Here is a 17,739-nt window from a genome sequence, read left to right as displayed (position 1 = left end):
GCGGGCGCAGCCAAGAGGGCGTGCGCCGGTATTCACCGGCCTTCGGCACCCGCGGTGCCCGCCGTCCGGAGCCCTGGGTCAGGAGGGGACGCGCAGCCCCGCCAGGAGCCGGTCGAGAGCCTGCTCCGCCGCCGGGGGGTCGCCGCCCCGCGCGATCCAGAGCGCCGCCTCGTTCATCGCCCCGGAGAGCAGCCGGGCCAGGGGCTCCACCGGCTGATCGGCGATGATCCCGGCCGCGGCGAGCTCCGTCAGGACTTCCGCGAGGTGCCGGGCGGAGGACTCCTCGTCCAGGGCCCGCCACTCGTCCCAGCCCAGCACGGTCGGGGCGTCGACCAGCAGGATCTGCCGCACCGCCGGGTCGGTCCCCGCGGCCAGGAAGGCCCGGCAGCCGGCTCGCAGCCGCTCCCAGACGTCCTCGTGCCGGTCGGCCGCGTCCGCCACCCGCTCGCCCAGTTCCCGCTGGACCTCGCGGACAACGGCCCGGAAGAGGCCCGCCTTGCTGTCGAAGTGGTGGTAGGCGGCCCCTTTGGTGACCCCTGCCGCCCGTGCCACCTCGGCCAGCACCACGTGGTGGTACCCGTCGGCGGCGAACCGGCGCCGCCCTTCGGCCGTCAGCGCCCGCCGTGTGGCCGCCCGCTGGTCCGCCCGGCTGACCGCCATCGCGTACGCACCGCCTCTCCATTCGCATACCCGGGGTATGCTACCGACCACTTCACATACCCCGGGTATGTGAAACGGATCGGAAGGACCTCTGCCATGACGAACGGACCCACCGCCCGGCTCGGCGGCTTCTACCCGGTGCTCGCCACCCGGAGCGTGGCCGCCTCCCGCGACTTCTACACCCGTCACCTCGGGTTCGAGGTGACCTTCGAGGCGGACTGGTACGTGAGTCTGCGACGTCCCGACGCCCCGCACTACGAGCTCGCCCTGCTGGACCACGCCCACCCGACCGTCCCCGAGGGCCACCGGGCCGCACTCCGGGGCGGCCTGCTGCTGAACTTCGAGGTGGACGACGTCGACGCCGAGCACCGGCGGCTGGTGGAGCAGGCGGGTCTGCCCGAAGTGCTGTCCCTGCGCACCGAGGACTTCGGCCAGCGCCACTTCATCGTCGCGGCCCCCGACGGCGTGCTGGTCGACGTCATCACCGTCGTCCCGCCCGGCGAGGAGTACGCCTCCCAGTACGTCGGGGTCTGATCCCGGGCGGGCCCCGGGGGGCGGGTCCGTGCCTTTGGCCACGAAGGGCGCGCGCGTCTGCGAGCCTGAGGATCTTCGTCTCGCGCTCTTCGCAGGAGGTAGTCATGAAGCGTCTGGTCACGGTGGTCACCGGTGGCAGCCGGGGGATCGGTGCCGCGACCTGTCTGCGACTGGGGGCGGAGGGGCACGACGTCGTGGTGAACTACGTCCGTGACGCCGCCGCCGCCGAGTCGGTGGCGGAGGGGGTGCGCGCGGCCGGGGCGCGGGCCGTGACCGTACGCGCGGACACGGCGGTCGAGGCCGACGCCGAGCGGCTCTTCGAGGTGGCGGAGCGGGAACTGGGGCCGGTGACGGGTCTGGTGAACAACGCGGCGGTGACCGGGCCGCTGGGGCGGTTCACCGAGGCAGACACCGGTACGCTGCGGCGGGTCGTCGACGTCAACCTGATGGGCACGCTGCTGTGCTCGCGGCGGGCGGCGCAGCTGATGGTCCCCCGGGGTGAGGGCGTGATCGTGAACATCTCCTCGGGCGCGGCCACCCTGGGCAGTCCGAACGAGTACGTGCACTACGCGGCGACGAAGGCCGCCGTCGACGCGCTCACCCTCGGTCTGGCCAAGGAGCTCGGTCCGGACGGCATCCGGGTCAACGCGGTCGCCCCCGGTGTCGTCGACACGGAGATGCACGCCGCGATGGGCGCCCCGGACCGGGCGCGGCAGATCGCCGGGGCGGTGCCGCTGCGGCGCGCGGGACGGGCCGAGGAGATCGCGGCGGCCGTGGCGTGGCTGATGTCGCCGGACGCCTCGTACACCACGGGGACGGTGCTGCGGGTCGCGGGCGGGCGTTGAGGCGTACCGGGTGCGCGGGGGCGGTCGCGCCGCTTCGGCGACCCGGGCGGGCGGCGGTCAGGCCGCTTCGGCCACCTGGCCGCGCATCGCCGCCGCCCACTCGACCACCAGCAGCTCGTACTCCGCGCGTTCCCGGTCGGAGAGGGAACCCCTCGCGCGCAGCCACAGCGCGCGGATCTCCTCGTTGACCTCGGCGGCGGGCCGCACGGAACCAGGGGTCGTTAAATCGGGGGACATGCGGACAAGCCTAGGGCCAAGGACTGACACTGCGCTACCGGACGGCTACGCGACCCCTATGCTCTCGGTCACGTGCCCCGGTCACCTTCCCCGGCTCCGGGCTCAGCCCGCCGACTCCGCGGCGTGCGGGCTGAGGACGCCCATGCCGACCAGGACGATGATCACGACGCCGAGCACGATGCGGTACCAGACGAACGGCATGAAGCTCTTGGTCGAGATGAACTTCATGAACCAGGCGATCACCGCGTAGCCGGTCACGAACGCGATGACCGTGGCGAAGACCGTCGGGCCCCAGGAGACGTGCCCGCCGTCGGCGGCGTCCTTCAGCTCGAAGGCGCCGGAGGCCAGCACCGCCGGGATGGCGAGCAGGAAGGAGTAGCGGGCCGCCGCCTCGCGCCGGTAGCCCATGAACAGGCCGCCGCTGATGGTGGCGCCGGAGCGGGAGACGCCCGGGATGAGGGCCATGGCCTGGCAGATTCCGTAGATGAGACCGTCCTTGACGGTCAGGTCGTCCAGCTCCTTGCGCTGCTTGGCCGCCCGGTGCCGGCCGCCGCTCTCGTCCCGCGCGGCGAGGCGGTCGGCGACACCGAGCACGATGCCCATGCCGATGAGCATGGCCGCGGTGAGCCGCAGATCGCGGAAGGGGCCCTCGATCTGGTCCTTGAGGGTCACCCCGAGCACGCCGATCGGGATGGAGCCGACGATGACCAGCCAGCCCATGCGCGCGTCCGGGTCCCGGCGCATCTCCTTGTCCGTGAGGGAGCGGGTCCACGCCGACAGGATCCGGGCGATGTCCTTGCGGAAGTAGATCAGCACCGCGGTCTCGGTGCCGATCTGGGTGATCGCGGTGAAGGCGGCGCCCGGGTCCTCCCAGCCGGAGAAGGCGGCGGTCAGCCGCAGGTGCGCGCTGGAGGAGACGGGAAGGAACTCGGTCAGCCCCTGGACGAGTCCGAGGATGAGGGATTCAAACCAAGACATGAGTCAGCGGAGTCCAAGTGCCGATCGTGGGACGGACGAAGGGCACACCACGCCGCCACGTGCGGTGATCGGTGATCGGGCGCGCCGAGGGGGAAGCGTAGCGCCCCAAGGTGAACCCCAGGCGTCAGGACGGTGCGGCTCGCCGCCCGGGGCGGATCAGGCCGCCGTCGGGCCGCTCACCGTCCAGCCGGGGGTCTGCGGTCGCGCGGTCAGCCCCTCGTGCCGGGCCTCGCCGCCGCAGGCCCGGCAGGTGACGACGGGCACGAACGTCTCACCGCAGCTGTGGTCGAGCAGCATCGGCAGGTCGCCGTCCTGCCGCAGATGACGGTCGCCCCAGTCCTTGAGGGTCAGCAGGACGGGCTCCAGTTCCAGCCCCGCCCGGGTGGGCCGGTACTCGAAGCGCTGCGGGCGCTCGCTGTAGAGGCGCTTGGCCAGGATCCCGGCGTCCACCAGCCGTCGCAGCCGGGTGGCCAGGACGTCGCGCGGGGCGCCGGTGTTGCGCACCAGCTGGTCGAAGCGGCCGTTGCCGAGGCAGACCTCGCGCAGGACGAGCAGGGAGTACTTCTCGCCGACGAGTGCGAGCGCGTCGGCGATCGAGCAGGGGCGCGGGTCTTTGGGGGAGGCGGCCATGGGCCCGAGTCTACGGGAGGGTTTGAATTTCCAACTTACGAAGCTATGGTGAGTTCGGATTTCCTACTCACCGGTACGCCGTTCCCGTCCCGGCACCGCCCGGACGGCCAAGGAGGCCCGCCCCATGCGTGACGCAGTCGTCGTCGAAGCCGTACGCACCCCCATCGGCAAGGGCAAGCCGCACGGTGCCCTCGCCCACGTCCACCCCGTCGAACTCCTCGCCCACACCCTGCGCACCCTGGTCGAACGCTCCGGGGTGGACCCCGCGCTGATCGACGACGTCATCGGCGGCGCCGTCGACCAGGTCGGCGAGCAGGCCATGAACACCACCCGCTACGCCGCCCTCTCCGCCGGCCTGCCGGAGTCCGTCCCGGCCACCACCGTGGACCGCCAGTGCGGCTCCTCCCAGCAGGCCGTGCACTTCGCCGCCCAGGGCGTCATCGCGGGCGCCTACGACCTCGTCGTCGCCTGCGGCGTGGAGTCCATGAGCCGGGTGCCGATGTGGTCCAACGTGCCCGAGGGCAAGGACCCCTTCGGCCCCGGAGTCGCCGAGCGCTACCCGGAAGGGCTCGTCCCGCAGGGCATCAGCGCCGAACTCATCGCCGCCAAGTGGTCGATCGGCCGCGAGCGGATGGACACCTTCGCCGTCACCTCGCACCACAGGGCCGCCGCGGCCTGGGACGCCGGACTCTTCGACGCCGAGGTCGCGCCCCTGGACGGTGTCACCCGCGACGAGTGCGTACGCCCCGACAGCACCACCGAGGTCCTGGCCGGCCTGCGGCCCGCCTACCACGACCCGGCCCTCGCCGAGCGCTTCCCCCAGATCGAGTGGAACGTCACGGCGGGCAACGCCAGCCCGGTCAACGACGGCGCCTCCGCCGTCCTCATCACCTCCAGTGAGACCGCGGCCCGGCTCGGCCTGCGCCCGCTCGCGCGGCTGCACGGCTTCGCCGTCACCGGCTCCGACCCGCTGCTGATGCTCACCGGTGTCGTCCCGGCCACCGAGAAGGCGCTGCGCCGGGCCGGGCTCTCGCTCGACGACATCGATCTCTTCGAGGTCAACGAGGCGTTCGCCAGTGTGGTCCTGGCCTGGCAGCAGGAGACCGGCGCCGACCTCGCCAAGGTCAACGTGCACGGCGGCGCCCTCGCCCTCGGTCATCCGCTCGGCGCCAGCGGCACCCGGCTGACGACGACCCTGGTGCACGCCATGCGCGAACGCGGCGCCCGCTACGGCCTGCAGACCATGTGCGAGGCGGGCGGACTGGCCAACGCGATGGTGCTCGAACGGCTCTGACGTGCCGCCGGCCCCCTCACCGCCCGCGCAACTGGTGCCGCTTGCGCCAGGCCACCACCGCGCCCACCAGGCCCGGTACGGCGATGCAGGCCAGCGCGATCAGGAAGGCCGGGGACGTGGGCGTCGAGGCGCGGGCGCCGGCCACGACGTAGGCGGCGGTGTTCGGGACCGAGCCGAGCGCCGTCGCCAGCAGGAACGGAAGCAGGCCCATGCGGGAGACGGCGGCACAGTAGTTCGAGGCGGCGAAGGGGATGCCGGGGAACAGCCGGGCCGCCAGCATCGAGCGGAAGCCGTGCCGGCTGAGCTGGTTGTCCGCGGCCTTCAGCCAGCGTCCGCGCAGCAGCGGACGGAGCGCCTCCTGGCCGAGGGCCCGCCCCAGACAGAAGGCCAGCCCGGCGCCCAGCACCGTGCCGCCCAGCGCGGCGGCCAGACCCAGCTGCGAGGCGAACAGCGCCCCCGCCGCCAGGTTCAGCAGCGGACGCGGCACGAACGCCACCGTGCAGATCCCGTAGGCCACGGCGTACGCCACGACCGCCAGGGCACCTCCGAGCCGGTCCGGCCAGCCGTCGGTCAGCAGCCGCTGCGGTTCGAGGACCAGCATCGCCGAGGCCGCCGAGGCGAGCAGCACGACGAGCAGGGACAGTCTCGACCAGGGGGACAGCAGCACTCTGGCGCACCGCGCGGCGAGACCGGTGACGGGCGGGAGAGCGGGTGCGGCCGTGGGGACGGCGACCGCGAGGTCGGGTGCGGCGGCCCGGGGAGAGGCCGCAGCCGTGCCCCCGGAGCGGGTGGTGGCATCGAGCATTCGGTGACACTAACCGACAAATACGTGTGATCGCCGTAGTGTTCGTCTCATGCGCGTCACAGCGGACGGGACGGAGGGCGGGGCGCCGCGGGTGCCGGACAGCCCGTTCGCCGACACCGTCCTGGAGCGGCTCACCGCCGCCTACCGGCCGGCCGCCGACCCCGAACGGGCCGTGGCCATGCGGGCCTACATGAAGGACGTGGCCCCCTTCCTGGGCCTGACCGCGCCGGTCCGCCGCGCCCTGTCCCGCACCGTCACGGCGGGACTGCCCCGCCCCGGCGAGGCCGACTGCGCCGCCGTCGTGCTGCGGTGCTGGCAACTGCCCGAGCGCGAGTACCAGTACTTCGCCGTGGACCACCTGCGCCGGCACGTACGGCACCTCTCCTCCGGCTTCCTGCCCGTCGTCCGGCACCTGCTCACCACGGTCGCGTGGTGGGACACCGTCGACCTGCTGGCCGCGCACGTCGTCGGGCCGCTGGTGGCCGCCGATCCGGCGCTCACCGCCGACATGGACGACTGGATCGGCGACGCCGACAGGTGGCTCGTCCGCGCCGCCCTGCTCCACCAGCTGCGCTACGGGGAACGCACCGACGGCGCACGCCTCTTCGACTACTGCCTGCGCCGCTCCGGCCATCCGGACTTCTTCGTGCGCAAGGCCATCGGCTGGAGCCTGCGCGAGTACGCCAGGACCGACCCCGACGCCGTACGGGCCTTCGTCGCCCGGGAGCGGGGGCGCCTGGCGCCGCTGTCGGTACGGGAGGCGCTGAAGAACACCGGCGGGAGCGGGTGACGGGCAGCCGCCCGGACCGGAAAAACCATTCGACGCGGAGCGGGCCGTCGGCAAGGATCGACGTCATGTTCCGGTACGCCTTCCACCTCGCAGCATCCGCCGTCGCGGATGCCCCGAAGGCTGCCGTTCCCGCTTTCCCCGCCGCAGTCGACGGCGCCCGAAGCTGACCCTCCCCGGATCGTCCGGCGGACCCCCCAGGGGGAGGGTCGGCCGGGTTCCCGGGGTCCCCGTCCCGGCCGCGCGCTCCGGCGCCGTGCCGGGACCCTCACGCGTCACCATCGACAGACTTCGAGGTACCGCCATGTCCAAGACGGCGTACGTCCGCACCAAACCGCATCTGAACATCGGCACGATGGGCCATGTCGACCACGGCAAGACCACCCTGACCGCCGCCATCACCAAGGTCCTCGCCGAGCGGGGCAACGGCAGCTTCGTGCCGTTCGACCGCATCGACCGGGCCCCCGAGGAGGCCGCCCGCGGCATCACCATCAACATCGCGCACGTCGAGTACGAGACCGACACCCGGCACTACGCGCACGTCGACATGCCCGGCCACGCCGACTACGTCAAGAACATGGTCACCGGCGCCGCGCAGCTCGACGGGGCGATCCTCGTCGTCTCCGCGCTCGACGGGATCATGCCGCAGACCGCCGAACACGTGCTGCTCGCCCGCCAGGTGGGCGTCGACCACATCGTGGTCGCGATCAACAAGGCGGACGCGGGGGACGAGGAGCTGACCGACCTGGTCGAGCTCGAGGTCCGCGACCTGCTCTCCGCGCACGGGTACGGCGGCGAGTCCGCGCCGGTCGTACGGGTCTCCGGCCTGAAGGCGCTGCAGGGCGACCCGCGCTGGACGGCCTCGATCGACGCGCTGCTCGACGCGGTGGACACCTACGTGCCCATGCCGGAGCGGTACCTGGACGCGCCGTTCCTGCTCCCGGTGGAGAACGTGCTCACCATCACCGGCCGGGGCACCGTCGTGACCGGCGCGGTGGAACGGGGCACGGTACGCGTCGGCGACCGGGTCGAGGTGCTCGGCGCGGACGTGGAGACCGTGGTGACCGGCCTGGAGACCTTCGGCAAGCCCATGGAGGAGGCGCAGGCCGGCGACAACGTGGCGCTGCTGCTGCGCGGGGTGCCGCGCGACGCGGTGCGCCGCGGACACGTGGTGGCCGCTCCGGGCAGCGTGGTGCCGAGCCGGCGCTTCACGGCGCGGGTGTACGTGCTGTCCGCCCGTGAGGGCGGCCGTACGACACCCGTGTCGACCGGATACCGGCCGCAGTTCTACATCCGCACGGCGGACGTCGTCGGCGACGTGGACCTCGGCGAGGCGGCGGTGGCCCGGCCCGGGGACACGGTCACGATGACCGTGGAGCTGGGCCGGGACGTGCCCCTGGAGGCCGGACTCGGGTTCGCCGTCCGTGAGGGCGGACGCACCGTCGGGGCCGGCACCGTGACGTCGGTCGGCTGAGCCGTGGAGGGCGGCCCGCCCCCGCACACGGGGGCGGGCCGCCCTCCCCGTGCCCGCCGGGGACAATGGGACGGTGAGCGAATCCCTCCCCGTGACCCGCGCCGTCGGTCACGGCACCGCCAAGCTGATGCCCGACGTGGACCGGGAGCGGGCCTGGCTGCTCACCGTCGACGGGGCGCCGCAGTCGTACGTCGACCTCGACGAGCCGGCGCACCTGGAGTTCGAGTACGTCCGCCGGCTCGGGCACGTGCTGGACGTGGTCGCCGAACCGGGAGCGCCGCTGGACGCCCTGCACCTCGGCGGTGGCGGGCTCACCCTGCCCCGCTACCTGGCCGCCACCCGCCCCGGCTCCCGGCAGCAGGTCGTGGAGGTGGACCGGGAACTGCTGGACCTGGTCGTCGAGGAACTGCCGCTGCCCGCCGGGTCCGGTGTCGTCCCGCACGCGGCGGACGCCCTCGCCTGGCTGGGGACGGCCCCCGACGACAGCGCGGACGCCCTGGTCGCCGACGTGTTCGGCGGCTCGCGCGTGCCGGCGCACCTGACCACCGTGACCTACGTCCGTGAGGCCGCGCGCGTCCTGCGGCCCGGCGGGGTCTACCTCGCCAACCTCCCGGACGCGGCCCCGTTCGTCTTCCTGCGCTCCCAGCTGGCGACGCTCGCGACCCGGTTCGCGGAGCTGATGCTGATCGCCGAACCGGGAGTGCTGCGCGGCCGCCGCTTCGGCAACGCGGTCCTCGTCGCGTCCCACCGTCCCCTGGACATCCCCGCGCTGTGCCGCGCCACCGCCGCCGACGCCTTCCCGGCCCGGGTCGAACACGGTGCCCCGCTGCGGGAGTTCATCCGGGACGCGCGCCCGGTACGCGACGAGGACGCCGTCCCCTCGCCCGAACCGCCGGCCGGGGCGTTCGGCATCGGCTGACGCGGGGGCGGTGACACCCGCCGCACACCCGGCCCCTGCGGGGGCCGGCCGGGGATCAGTCCCGGCCCGCTTGCCCCGGTTCCCGTACGTGGTGTTCCGCGTCCCTCGACGCGGGGAGGGCGACCGTGAGCGTGACGGTGCGGCGGCGCAGGTTGCGTACGTCCGGGACGCACAGGACCGCCGCCGTGACGACCACCACCAGCGCGGCGCAGCCCCACAGCGCCTCCGGGCGGCCGAAGGCGGTCTCCGCGGGTCCCGCCAGCGCCATCGCCATCGGTACCAGCGCGACCGAGCCGAACCAGTCGTACGCCGACACCCGGGACAGCTTCTCCTCCGGTATCTCCTGGTGCAGCACGGTCATCCACGAGACGCCGAACACCTCGACGGACACACCGGTCACGAACATCACCGCGCACAGCACCGTGACCGGTGCCGGCACGGCGAGCGCGGCGGACGGCAGGGCCAGGGGGAACACGCACAGGGTGCCGACGAACAGCAGCCGGCGCGGCTGCCAGCGGGTCATCAGCAACGCGCCCGCCACCGTGCCGCCGCCGAAGAAGGCCAGCGCCACGCCCCACGGCGCGGCCCCGCCCAGGTGGTCCCGGGCGACGAGCGGCCCGTAGACCGCGTCGGCCGCGCCGACGACCGCGTTGGCGAGGGAGAACTGGATGACGATGCCCCACAGCCACGGCCGGCCGATGACCTCCCGCCAGCCCTCCTTCAGATCGGCGAGCATCCCGCCACCCGGTGCGCGCGGCGGGATGTGCTTCACGTCGAGGAACGCCCGCAGCGCCGCGGCCAGCGCGAACGCCACCGCGTCCGCCGCGAGCACCCAGCCCGGGCCGATCGCGGCGACCATCGCACCGCCGAGCGCGGCCCCGCCGAGGGTCGCTCCGTGCATCGCCATCCGGAACACCGCGAACGCCCGGCCGGCCTGCTCGCCGTCGACGGAGGAGAGCAGCATGCCCTCGGCCGCCGGGTTGAAGAACGCCTGACCGGTACCGCCGAGCGCGCTCAGCAGCATCATCTGCCACAGCCGCGCCTCGCCCGCCAGGACGAGCACCGCGAACACGCCCTGCGAGACGCAGTTCAGGGCGTTGGCCGCGACCATCACCCGGTGACGTGGCAGCCGGTCCGCGACGGCACCGCCGATCAGCAGGAACAGCACCAGCGGCAGGGTGCGGGCGGCGGCCACCAGACCGACGTCACCGCCGTCGCCGCCGGCGCCGAGCACGGCGAACGCGGAGGCGATCAGCGCGCCGTGACTGCCCAGGTTGGTGACCACGGCGGCGGCGGTCAGCAGGGTGTAATTGCGCCCGGCCCAGGCGGGCCGGCGGCGTTCGGAGAGGGTCGGCACCCCGTGACTATCGCCGGGCAGGGGCCGGCTTGCCAAATGGAGCGCCGGCCCCCTGCCCGCTACGCCCCCTGCGGGCCCTCCTCGGTCAGGCGCACCGTGCTGAGGATCTGCTGCACGGTCGCCTCCGGGATCTCCTCCTTGACCTTCGCCGCGCCGTAGAGGTTCCAGGTGACGAAGTCACCGGCACCGTTCTTGAACGCGAACGTGATCGCCTTGCCCTCGCTGTCGCACTTGCCCTTCTGCGGGGTGTTCTCCGAGTGGGACGTGGCGACGTGGCCGGTGAGGCCCGACTTGGTGGTGTAGGGCTTCGGCTTCACCTGCTTCACGCTCTTCTTGTCGGGCTGCGTGTACCCGCCGAAGATCCACCACGGCACCCGCGTCTCGGCGGCCTCCTGCGTGGTCTTGGCGCCGTTCTCACCGCGGGTCCCGGCCGTCGCGAGGGCGGTGTCCTCCTCGCGGCCGTCCTTGTTGTCGTCGCTGGTGCACCACTTGGACTTCAGGTACGCGGGGGCGGTGACGGTGGTGCGGCCCATCTCACCGTCCTTCTCCTCCCACTCGAAGCCCACGCTGGTGCCGGGGGTCTCTATCTCCCAGTCGGCGGGGACGTCGAACTTGGTGCCGAAGCGCGTGTTGGTGACGACCTTCCAGCCGGGAACGGTCGCCTTCTCCTCGTCGCCGCCGCGCGGGTTGCTTCCCGACGCGGAGGCGCTCGGCTCCGCGGAGGCGTCCTTGGACGCGGTCGCCGACGGCTTGGCGTCCTTCCTGCCGTCGGCCTCGTCGTCCTTGTCGCCGCCGAGCACCAGGAAACCGGTGACGCCCGCGGCGACCACCACGGCCGTCGCGGCCACGACGGCCACCAGCTTCGTCCGGTTCCCGCCGCCCCCGCCCTTCGGCGCCTGGGGCATGCCGACGGTGGAGGGATCCCCCCACTGCTGCTGCTGGTACGGGTTCGGCTGCTGGTAGCCGGGCTGCTGGTACGGATTGGGCTGTTGGTACCCCGGCTGCTGGTACGGGTTGTTCGACTGCGGGTTCTGCTCGCCCCCGGGCGGCTGCTGTCCTGGCCACATGGGCAGTCACCCTAGCCGCGCCCCGGACACGAATGGGTCACCGCCCTTTGACGGGAACGTAGCAACCGCGATGCCGCGCCGCCGGACCAGCCCGTACTACCCGTGGGTAACATCCGGCCATGAGCGCAGACCAGATGTCCGCCGGCGAGCTGCTCGCCGCCGCGGTGCCCATGGCCCGGACCCTCGGCCTCCGGTTCCTGGAGGCCACACCCGAGCGGGCCGTGGTGGCCCTGCCGGACCAGAGCGCCCACCACCACCACGCGGGCGGGCCGCACACCGGCGCCGTGTTCACCCTGGGGGAGTCGGCGAGCGGCGCGGTCGTGCTCGCCGCGTTCGGTGAGCAGCTCCCGCGGGCCGTACCGCTGGCCGTCCGCGCCGAGATCGTCTACCGGAAGCTGCCCATGGGCCCGGTCACGGCCACCGCCACCCTCGGCCGCCCGGCCGCCGAGGTCGTCGCCGAACTCGACGGCGGCCGCCGCCCGGAGTTCCCCGTGACGGTCGCCCTCCGCCGTGCGGACGGCGCGGTCACCGGAGAGATGACCGTCGTCTGGACGCTGCGGCCCAGCGGCTGACCGCCACCCCGCGACCCACCCTCACACGGCGGCGCCGGCGCCGTACGGGCCGTAGAGGTCCAGCAGGCGCACCCGGGAGGCGTGCAGCCGGTGCGCCACCACGTGGCCGACCCACCGGGCCAGCTCCCGGCCCATCTCGGGGTCGTCCTGGCACAGCGCGAGCACGGCCCGGGCGTCGAACTCGTAGGCCCGTACCGGGGTCGCCGCCTCGGCGCCGAGCTGCCACACGTGCGGGGAGAAGAGCCAGGACCAGCCGACCAGTTCGTTGTGCCCGAGGCGTTCGATGACGGCTGCCCGGCGTCCGGGCACATGCATGTCGAGTTCCACGGTGCCGGTGCGGATCACCCAGAACCGGTCCGCCCGGCCGCCCTCCTCGAACAACCGGGCGCCCGGCGGGAAGGACACCTCGCGGGCGGTCCGCACAAGCCGTGCCCGGTGCTCGGCGGGCAGGGCGCGCGGCATGCTGGGGGACGGGGGAGCGTACATGGCGGGCCTCCCGGACCGGGCGCTTGGGACTGCCTTCGTGCCTCCAGCGTCGCCCCGGCCGTCGCGCCCGGCCATGGGCCGTACGGCCCAAAGCGCGGGGCGACCGGCCCTCCCGCGAGGGCGCCTTCCCCGTTCGGCACGCGGGCCCTTCGGCGCCCGGCCGGGACCAGTGGCCCTTGTCGCCGGGGCCGCTCCGGGCGATGCTCGTGGTGATCACTTCGACTCCTGGAGGTGTCCCACCATGACCCGCACCGTCACCGTCGGACTCGACGGCTCGCCCGAGAGCCGTGCCGCCGCCGAGTGGGCGGCCCGTGAAGCGGTGCTGCGCGGTCTGCCGCTGCGGCTGCTGCACGTCCGCCGGCCGGCACCGTCGCCCGCGGCACCCCAGGCCGAAGCCTGGCGGAGCATGCCGAGCGAGACGGCCGAAGGGCTGCGGCTGCGCCACCCCGGCGTCGAGGTGACCCACGAACAGGTCGACGGCATGCCCTACGAGGTGCTGATCAAGGCCGCGGAGGACGCCGAACTGCTGGTGCTCGGCTCCCGCGGGCTCGGCGCCCTCGGCGGGTTCCTGGTCGGCTCGGTGGGACTCGTCGTGGTGGCCCGCGCCGAGCAGCCCGTGGTCCTGGTCCGGGCCGGTGAACAGGCCGCCGACGAGCACGAACCGGACCCCGCGGGCATTCCCTCGGCGGGCACGCCCTACCGGCCGGTGCTGCTCGGCGTGGACGCCGACCGGCCGCGCGACGCGGTCATCGGGTTCGCCTTCGAGGAGGCGCGGCGGCGCGACACCGCCCTGCGCGTCGTGCACGGCTGGGCCCTGCCGCCGTACTACGTCTACGGCCTCGCCGCCGCTCCGGAGGCGTACCAGGACATCGAGCGGGAGCAGGCCGCGAACCTGACCCGGGTGCTGGCCCCCTGGCGCGCGAAGTTCCCGGAGGTGAACGTCGTCGAGGAGTCCTTCGGCGGCAGTCCGTCCGTCCGCCTCGTCGAGGCGTCCGCGGAATCCTCGCTGGTGGTCGTCGGCCGCCGGACCCGCCGCAGTCCGCTCGGCGCGCACATCGGGTCCATCGCCCACGCGGTGATGCACCACTCCGCCGCACCGGTCGCCGTGGTCGCCCACGGCTGACGGAGACGCCGGAGCCCTCCGACAGCCTCCGCTGTCGGGGGGTGGACGCGCCGGATGCCCCGTACCGATTGCGCCACATGGTGCCGTTCCGCCGCACCCGGGGTATCGACGCCCGGGAAACTGGTACTCCGCTCCTGATGCCCGCCCCCGCCGGCCCCGCCCGGGCCGACCACTCACGGAGTCTCCATGCCTGAGGACCAGGACGTCCGGACCGTACTGAGCGACGAGGAACTGCGCACCCTGGACGCCCACTGGCGGGCCGCCAACTACCTGGCGGCGGGCCAGATCTACCTGCTGGCGAACCCGCTGCTCACCGAGCCCCTGAAGCCCGAGCACATCAAGCCCAGGCTGCTCGGGCACTGGGGCACCTCGCCCGGACTCAACCTGGTCCACACCCACCTCAACCGGGTCGTCGCGGCCCGCGGACTGGACGCGCTGTGCGTCTGGGGACCGGGGCACGGCGGCCCGTCCGTGCTCGCCAACTCCTGGCTGGAGGGCAGCTACAGCGAGACCTACCCGGACGTCGGCCGGGACGCGGCCGGCATGGCACGGCTGTTCCGGCAGTTCTCCTTCCCCGGCGGCGTGCCCAGCCACGTCGCCCCCGAGGTGCCCGGCTCGATCCACGAGGGCGGCGAACTCGGCTACTCCCTCGCCCACGCCTACGGCGCCGCCCTCGACAACCCCGGCCTGCTGGTCGCCTGCGTGATCGGGGACGGCGAGGCGGAGACCGGCCCGCTGGCCGCGTCCTGGCACTCCAACAAGTTCCTCGACCCGGTGCACGACGGTGCCGTGCTGCCGATCCTGCACCTCAACGGCTACAAGATCGCCAACCCGACCGTCCTGGCCCGCCTGCCCGAGCCCGAGCTCGACGCGCTGCTGCGGGGGTACGGCCACGAGCCCCTCCACGTCGGCGGCAGCGACCCCGCCGACGTCCACCGCGCGATGGCGCACGCCCTGGACACCGCCCTGGACCGCATCGCCGGCATCCAGCGCGCCGCCCGGGAGGAAGGCGCCACCGAACGCCCCCGGTGGCCGGTGATCGTGCTGCGCACCCCGAAGGGCTGGACCGGCCCCCGCGAGGTCGACGGACAGCCCGTGGAGGGCACCTGGCGCTCCCACCAGGTGCCGCTCCCCGGCGTCCGCGACAACCCCGAGCACCTGCGGCAGCTGGAGGCGTGGCTGAAGTCGTACCGGCCCGGGGAACTCTTCGACGACGAGGGCCGGCCCGTCGCCGACGTCCTCGCCTGTCTCCCCGAGGGCACACGGCGTCTCGGGTCCACGCCGCACGCCAACGGCGGGCTGCTGGTGCGCGAACTGCCCATGCCGCCCCTCGACGACTTCGCCGTCCCGGTCGACAAGCCCGGCACCACCCTCCACGAGCCCACCCGGATCCTGGGCGGCCTCCTGGAACGGATCATGCGGGACACCTCCGGCCGGCGGAACTTCCGACTGGTGGGCCCCGACGAGACCGCCTCCAACCGGCTCCAGGCCGTCTTCGACGCCAGCGGCAAGGCATGGCAGGCCACCACCCTCGACGTCGACGAGCACCTCGACCGGCACGGCCGGGTGATGGAGATCCTCTCCGAACACCTCTGCCAGGGCTGGCTGGAGGGCTACCTCCTCACCGGCCGGCACGGACTGTTCTCCTGCTACGAGGCGTTCGTCCACATCGTCGACTCGATGGTCAACCAGCACATCAAATGGCTGAAGACCTCCCGGGAACTGCCCTGGCGCGCCCCCGTCCCCTCGCTCAACTACCTGCTCACCTCCCACGTGTGGCGCCAGGACCACAACGGCTTCTCCCACCAGGACCCCGGCTTCGTCGACCACGTGCTCAACAAGAGCCCCCACGTCGTACGGGTCTACCTGCCGCCGGACGCCAACACCCTGCTGTCCGTCGCGGACCACGCCCTGCGCAGCCGCGACTACGTCAACGTGATCGTGGCCGGCAAGCAGCCGTGCTACGACTGGCTGTCGATGGACGAGGCCCGGGCCCACTGCGCGCGGGGCGCCGGGATCTGGGAGTGGGCGGGCACCGAGAACGGCGGCGAACCCGACGTCGTCCTGGCCTGCGCCGGCGACGTGCCCACCCAGGAGGTACTGGCCGCCGCGCAACTGCTGCGCCGCCACGTTCCCGGGCTGGCCGTCCGCGTGGTGAACGTCGTCGACATCGCCCGGCTGATGCCGCACGGGGAGCACCCGCACGGCATGACCGACTTCGAGTACGACGGCCTGTTCACCGCCGACAAGCCGGTGATCTTCGCCTACCACGGCTACCCGTGGCTGATCCACCGCCTCGCCTACCGCCGCAACGGCCACCCGCACCTGCACGTACGCGGGTACAAGGAGTCCGGCACCACGACCACGCCGTTCGACATGGTGGTCCGCAACGACCTCGACCGCTACCGGCTGGTCATGGACGTCATCGACCGGGTGCCGGGACTCGCCGTGCGCGCCGCCGCCGTACGGCAGCGGATGGCCGACGCGCGCAGCAGGCACCACGCCTGGATCCGCGAGCACGGCACCGACCTGCCCGAGGTGGCGGAGTGGAGCTGGAACGCCTGAGCCCCGGACGAAAGCTCCCGAAGAGGTAGGATTCCCGCCGGTGCTCCGTGTCCGGTCGCACCATGAACGAACACGGCACCGGTGGACCGGGAGGAACGGCGTTGCACGTCCAGGAGTGGCTCGAGACCGTGCCCGCGGTCACCGTGTACGCACTGGTGGGACTGGTCATCGGGCTGGAGAGCCTGGGCATCCCGCTGCCGGGGGAGATCATCCTCGTCTCGGCCGCGCTGCTCGCCTCCCAGCACGGCGCCATCGACCCGGTGGTCCTCGGGGCCTGCGCCGTCGCCGGCGCGATCGTCGGCGATTCGATCGGCTACGCCATCGGCCGCAAGGGCGGACGGCCCCTGCTGGCGCGGCTGGGCGCGAAGTTCCCCCGGCACTTCGGTGAGGGGCACATCGCCACCGCCGAGCGGTCCTTCCAGAAGTGGGGCATGTGGGCCGTCTTCTTCGGCCGCTTCGTCGCCCTGCTGCGCATCTTCGCCGGCCCCCTCGCGGGCGTGCTGCGGATGCCGTACTGGAAGTTCCTCACCGCCAACGTACTCGGCGGCATCCTGTGGGCGGGCGGCACCACGGCCGTCATCTACTACGTCGGCATCGTCGCCGAGTCCTGGCTGAAGCGCTTCTCCTGGCTGGGCCTGGTGGCGGCGGTACTGATCGGCCTCACCTCGGTGCTGGTCCTGAAGCGCAAGGCGGCGAAGAGCGCGGCGACCACCGCGGAGCCGGCGGCCGCCGGGGAGGCGTGAGGAAGACGGGGACCACCGAGGCGGCCATCTCCGCCCCCCGCGGCCCTACGCCCCGTGCACGTCCCGGTGCGCCTTCGCGAGCTCCGCGTACATCGTGCCGTTGAGCGTGAGCCCCTCCCGCTCCTCCGGCGTCAGCTCCCGCCGGACCTTCGCCGGCACCCCCGCGACCAGTGACCCCGGCGGCACCTCCATGCCCTGCGGCACCAGCGCCTGAGCGGCGACCAGCGACCCCGCGCCGATCACCGCGCCGTTCAGCACCGTGGCCCCCATCCCGATCAGACAGTCGTCGCCCACGGTCGCCCCGTGCACCACGGCGTTGTGCCCGATCGACACCCGCTCACCCACGGCGACCGGGAACCCCGGATCGGCGTGCAGCGTGCAGTTGTCCTGCACGTTGCTGCTCGCGCCGACGGAGATGCGCTCCACGTCGCCGCGCAGCACGGCGCCGTACCAGACGCTCGCTCCGGCGCCCAGGGTCACGTCCCCGATCACGGACGCCGTCGGTGCCACGAACGCGTCCGGGTCCACCCGCGGCTCCCTGCCGCCGATGCCGGTGATCAGTGCGCGGTGCGTCATCGCCCTCTCCCTTGCAGACGTCGCGGACACCACGCACCGTACGCCTGCCCGGTGGGGTGAAGATCACAGGGGCACCCGCCCGTCCAC

19 protein-coding genes are annotated in these 17,739 nt (G+C 73.3%); 10 read left to right on the top strand and 9 right to left on the bottom strand.

Going from position 1 to position 17,739, the window contains the following annotated elements; all coding sequences use genetic code 11:
- Positions 1–78: 78 nt before the first annotated feature.
- Positions 79–660, bottom strand: a complete 582-nt coding sequence (locus IE172_RS10655) for a TetR/AcrR family transcriptional regulator (protein WP_190096896.1) — start codon at positions 658–660, stop codon at positions 79–81.
- Positions 661–756: 96 nt separating this feature from the next.
- Between IE172_RS10655 and IE172_RS10650 the strand changes: the two genes are divergently transcribed.
- Both IE172_RS10650 and IE172_RS10645 read left to right on the top strand, forming a co-directional pair.
- A complete protein-coding gene (locus IE172_RS10650; RefSeq protein ID WP_190096895.1) occupies positions 757–1,194 on the top strand; it encodes a VOC family protein in 438 nt (145 codons plus the stop codon).
- A gap of 104 nt (positions 1,195–1,298) precedes the next feature.
- Positions 1,299–2,039 carry an SDR family NAD(P)-dependent oxidoreductase gene (locus tag IE172_RS10645; RefSeq protein WP_190096894.1) on the top strand — a complete coding sequence of 247 codons (741 nt, stop codon included), beginning with the start codon at positions 1,299–1,301 and terminating at the stop codon, positions 2,037–2,039.
- Between the two features lie 57 nt (positions 2,040–2,096).
- On the opposite strand, the gene IE172_RS10640 is transcribed toward IE172_RS10645, so the two are convergent.
- The 3 genes from IE172_RS10640 to IE172_RS10630 form a co-directional block, all read right to left on the bottom strand.
- Positions 2,097–2,276, bottom strand: a complete 180-nt coding sequence (locus tag IE172_RS10640) for a hypothetical protein (protein WP_190096893.1) — start codon at positions 2,274–2,276, stop codon at positions 2,097–2,099.
- Positions 2,277–2,378: 102 nt separating this feature from the next.
- Complete coding sequence (locus IE172_RS10635; protein ID WP_190096892.1) at positions 2,379–3,254, bottom strand: undecaprenyl-diphosphate phosphatase; 876 nt, start codon at positions 3,252–3,254, stop codon at positions 2,379–2,381.
- A gap of 156 nt (positions 3,255–3,410) precedes the next feature.
- Entirely contained in the window at positions 3,411–3,884 is a 474-nt protein-coding gene (locus IE172_RS10630) for a winged helix-turn-helix transcriptional regulator (protein ID WP_190096891.1), read from the bottom strand.
- 124 nt (positions 3,885–4,008) lie between these two features.
- Here IE172_RS10630 and IE172_RS10625 point away from each other — a divergent pair, with 124 nt between their 5' ends.
- Positions 4,009–5,178, top strand: coding sequence for a thiolase family protein (locus tag IE172_RS10625; RefSeq protein ID WP_190096890.1), 1,170 nt, complete (start codon positions 4,009–4,011; stop codon positions 5,176–5,178).
- A 16-nt stretch (positions 5,179–5,194) separates the two neighbouring features.
- Here IE172_RS10625 and IE172_RS10620 read toward each other — a convergent pair whose 3' ends face one another.
- Positions 5,195–5,983: a TVP38/TMEM64 family protein gene (locus IE172_RS10620; protein ID WP_190096889.1), complete on the bottom strand. Its 789-nt coding sequence runs from the start codon at positions 5,981–5,983 to the stop codon at positions 5,195–5,197.
- Between the two features lie 49 nt (positions 5,984–6,032).
- On the opposite strand from IE172_RS10620, the gene IE172_RS10615 reads away from it, so the two are divergent.
- The 3 genes from IE172_RS10615 (at position 6,033) to IE172_RS10605 (ending at position 9,163) form a co-directional block, all read left to right on the top strand.
- Complete coding sequence (locus IE172_RS10615; RefSeq protein ID WP_190096888.1) at positions 6,033–6,773, top strand: DNA alkylation repair protein; 741 nt, start codon at positions 6,033–6,035, stop codon at positions 6,771–6,773.
- Between the two features lie 301 nt (positions 6,774–7,074).
- Positions 7,075–8,244: an elongation factor Tu gene (tuf, locus tag IE172_RS10610; RefSeq protein ID WP_190096887.1), complete on the top strand. Its 1,170-nt coding sequence runs from the start codon at positions 7,075–7,077 to the stop codon at positions 8,242–8,244.
- 73 nt (positions 8,245–8,317) lie between these two features.
- Entirely contained in the window at positions 8,318–9,163 is an 846-nt protein-coding gene (locus IE172_RS10605) for a spermidine synthase (protein ID WP_190096886.1), read from the top strand.
- A 55-nt stretch (positions 9,164–9,218) separates the two neighbouring features.
- Here IE172_RS10605 and IE172_RS10600 read toward each other — a convergent pair whose 3' ends face one another.
- Positions 9,219–10,520: an MFS transporter gene (locus IE172_RS10600; RefSeq protein WP_190096885.1), complete on the bottom strand. Its 1,302-nt coding sequence runs from the start codon at positions 10,518–10,520 to the stop codon at positions 9,219–9,221.
- Positions 10,521–10,579: 59 nt separating this feature from the next.
- The gene (locus IE172_RS10595) at positions 10,580–11,587 is read right to left on the bottom strand and encodes a DUF8017 domain-containing protein (RefSeq protein WP_190096884.1); all 1,008 of its coding nucleotides are present in this window, start codon (positions 11,585–11,587) and stop codon (positions 10,580–10,582) included.
- Positions 11,588–11,721: 134 nt separating this feature from the next.
- Here IE172_RS10595 and IE172_RS10590 point away from each other — a divergent pair, with 134 nt between their 5' ends.
- Complete coding sequence (locus IE172_RS10590; protein WP_190096962.1) at positions 11,722–12,159, top strand: DUF4442 domain-containing protein; 438 nt, start codon at positions 11,722–11,724, stop codon at positions 12,157–12,159.
- Positions 12,160–12,180: 21 nt separating this feature from the next.
- Here IE172_RS10590 and IE172_RS10585 read toward each other — a convergent pair whose 3' ends face one another.
- Complete coding sequence (locus IE172_RS10585; protein WP_190096883.1) at positions 12,181–12,645, bottom strand: cyclic nucleotide-binding domain-containing protein; 465 nt, start codon at positions 12,643–12,645, stop codon at positions 12,181–12,183.
- 241 nt (positions 12,646–12,886) lie between these two features.
- Between IE172_RS10585 and IE172_RS10580 the strand changes: the two genes are divergently transcribed.
- The 3 genes from IE172_RS10580 to IE172_RS10570 all read left to right on the top strand — a co-directional run bounded on the left by IE172_RS10580 (position 12,887) and on the right by IE172_RS10570 (position 17,076).
- Entirely contained in the window at positions 12,887–13,768 is an 882-nt protein-coding gene (locus IE172_RS10580) for a universal stress protein (protein ID WP_190096882.1), read from the top strand.
- A gap of 186 nt (positions 13,769–13,954) precedes the next feature.
- Positions 13,955–16,333: a phosphoketolase family protein gene (locus tag IE172_RS10575; protein ID WP_190096881.1), complete on the top strand. Its 2,379-nt coding sequence runs from the start codon at positions 13,955–13,957 to the stop codon at positions 16,331–16,333.
- Between the two features lie 101 nt (positions 16,334–16,434).
- Positions 16,435–17,076 carry a DedA family protein gene (locus IE172_RS10570; RefSeq protein ID WP_190096961.1) on the top strand — a complete coding sequence of 214 codons (642 nt, stop codon included), beginning with the start codon at positions 16,435–16,437 and terminating at the stop codon, positions 17,074–17,076.
- Positions 17,077–17,121: 45 nt separating this feature from the next.
- Here the strand turns inward: IE172_RS10570 and IE172_RS10565 are convergent, their stop codons facing one another.
- Positions 17,122–17,652 carry a gamma carbonic anhydrase family protein gene (locus tag IE172_RS10565; protein WP_190096880.1) on the bottom strand — a complete coding sequence of 177 codons (531 nt, stop codon included), beginning with the start codon at positions 17,650–17,652 and terminating at the stop codon, positions 17,122–17,124.
- Positions 17,653–17,739: the final 87 nt, after the last annotated feature.

Source organism: Streptomyces griseoflavus, assembly GCF_014649995.1.
GTDB lineage: Bacteria > Actinomycetota > Actinomycetes > Streptomycetales > Streptomycetaceae > Streptomyces > Streptomyces griseoflavus.
Note: the sequence above shows the minus strand (reverse complement) of the source record. Positions and strands in the feature narration are given on the sequence as shown.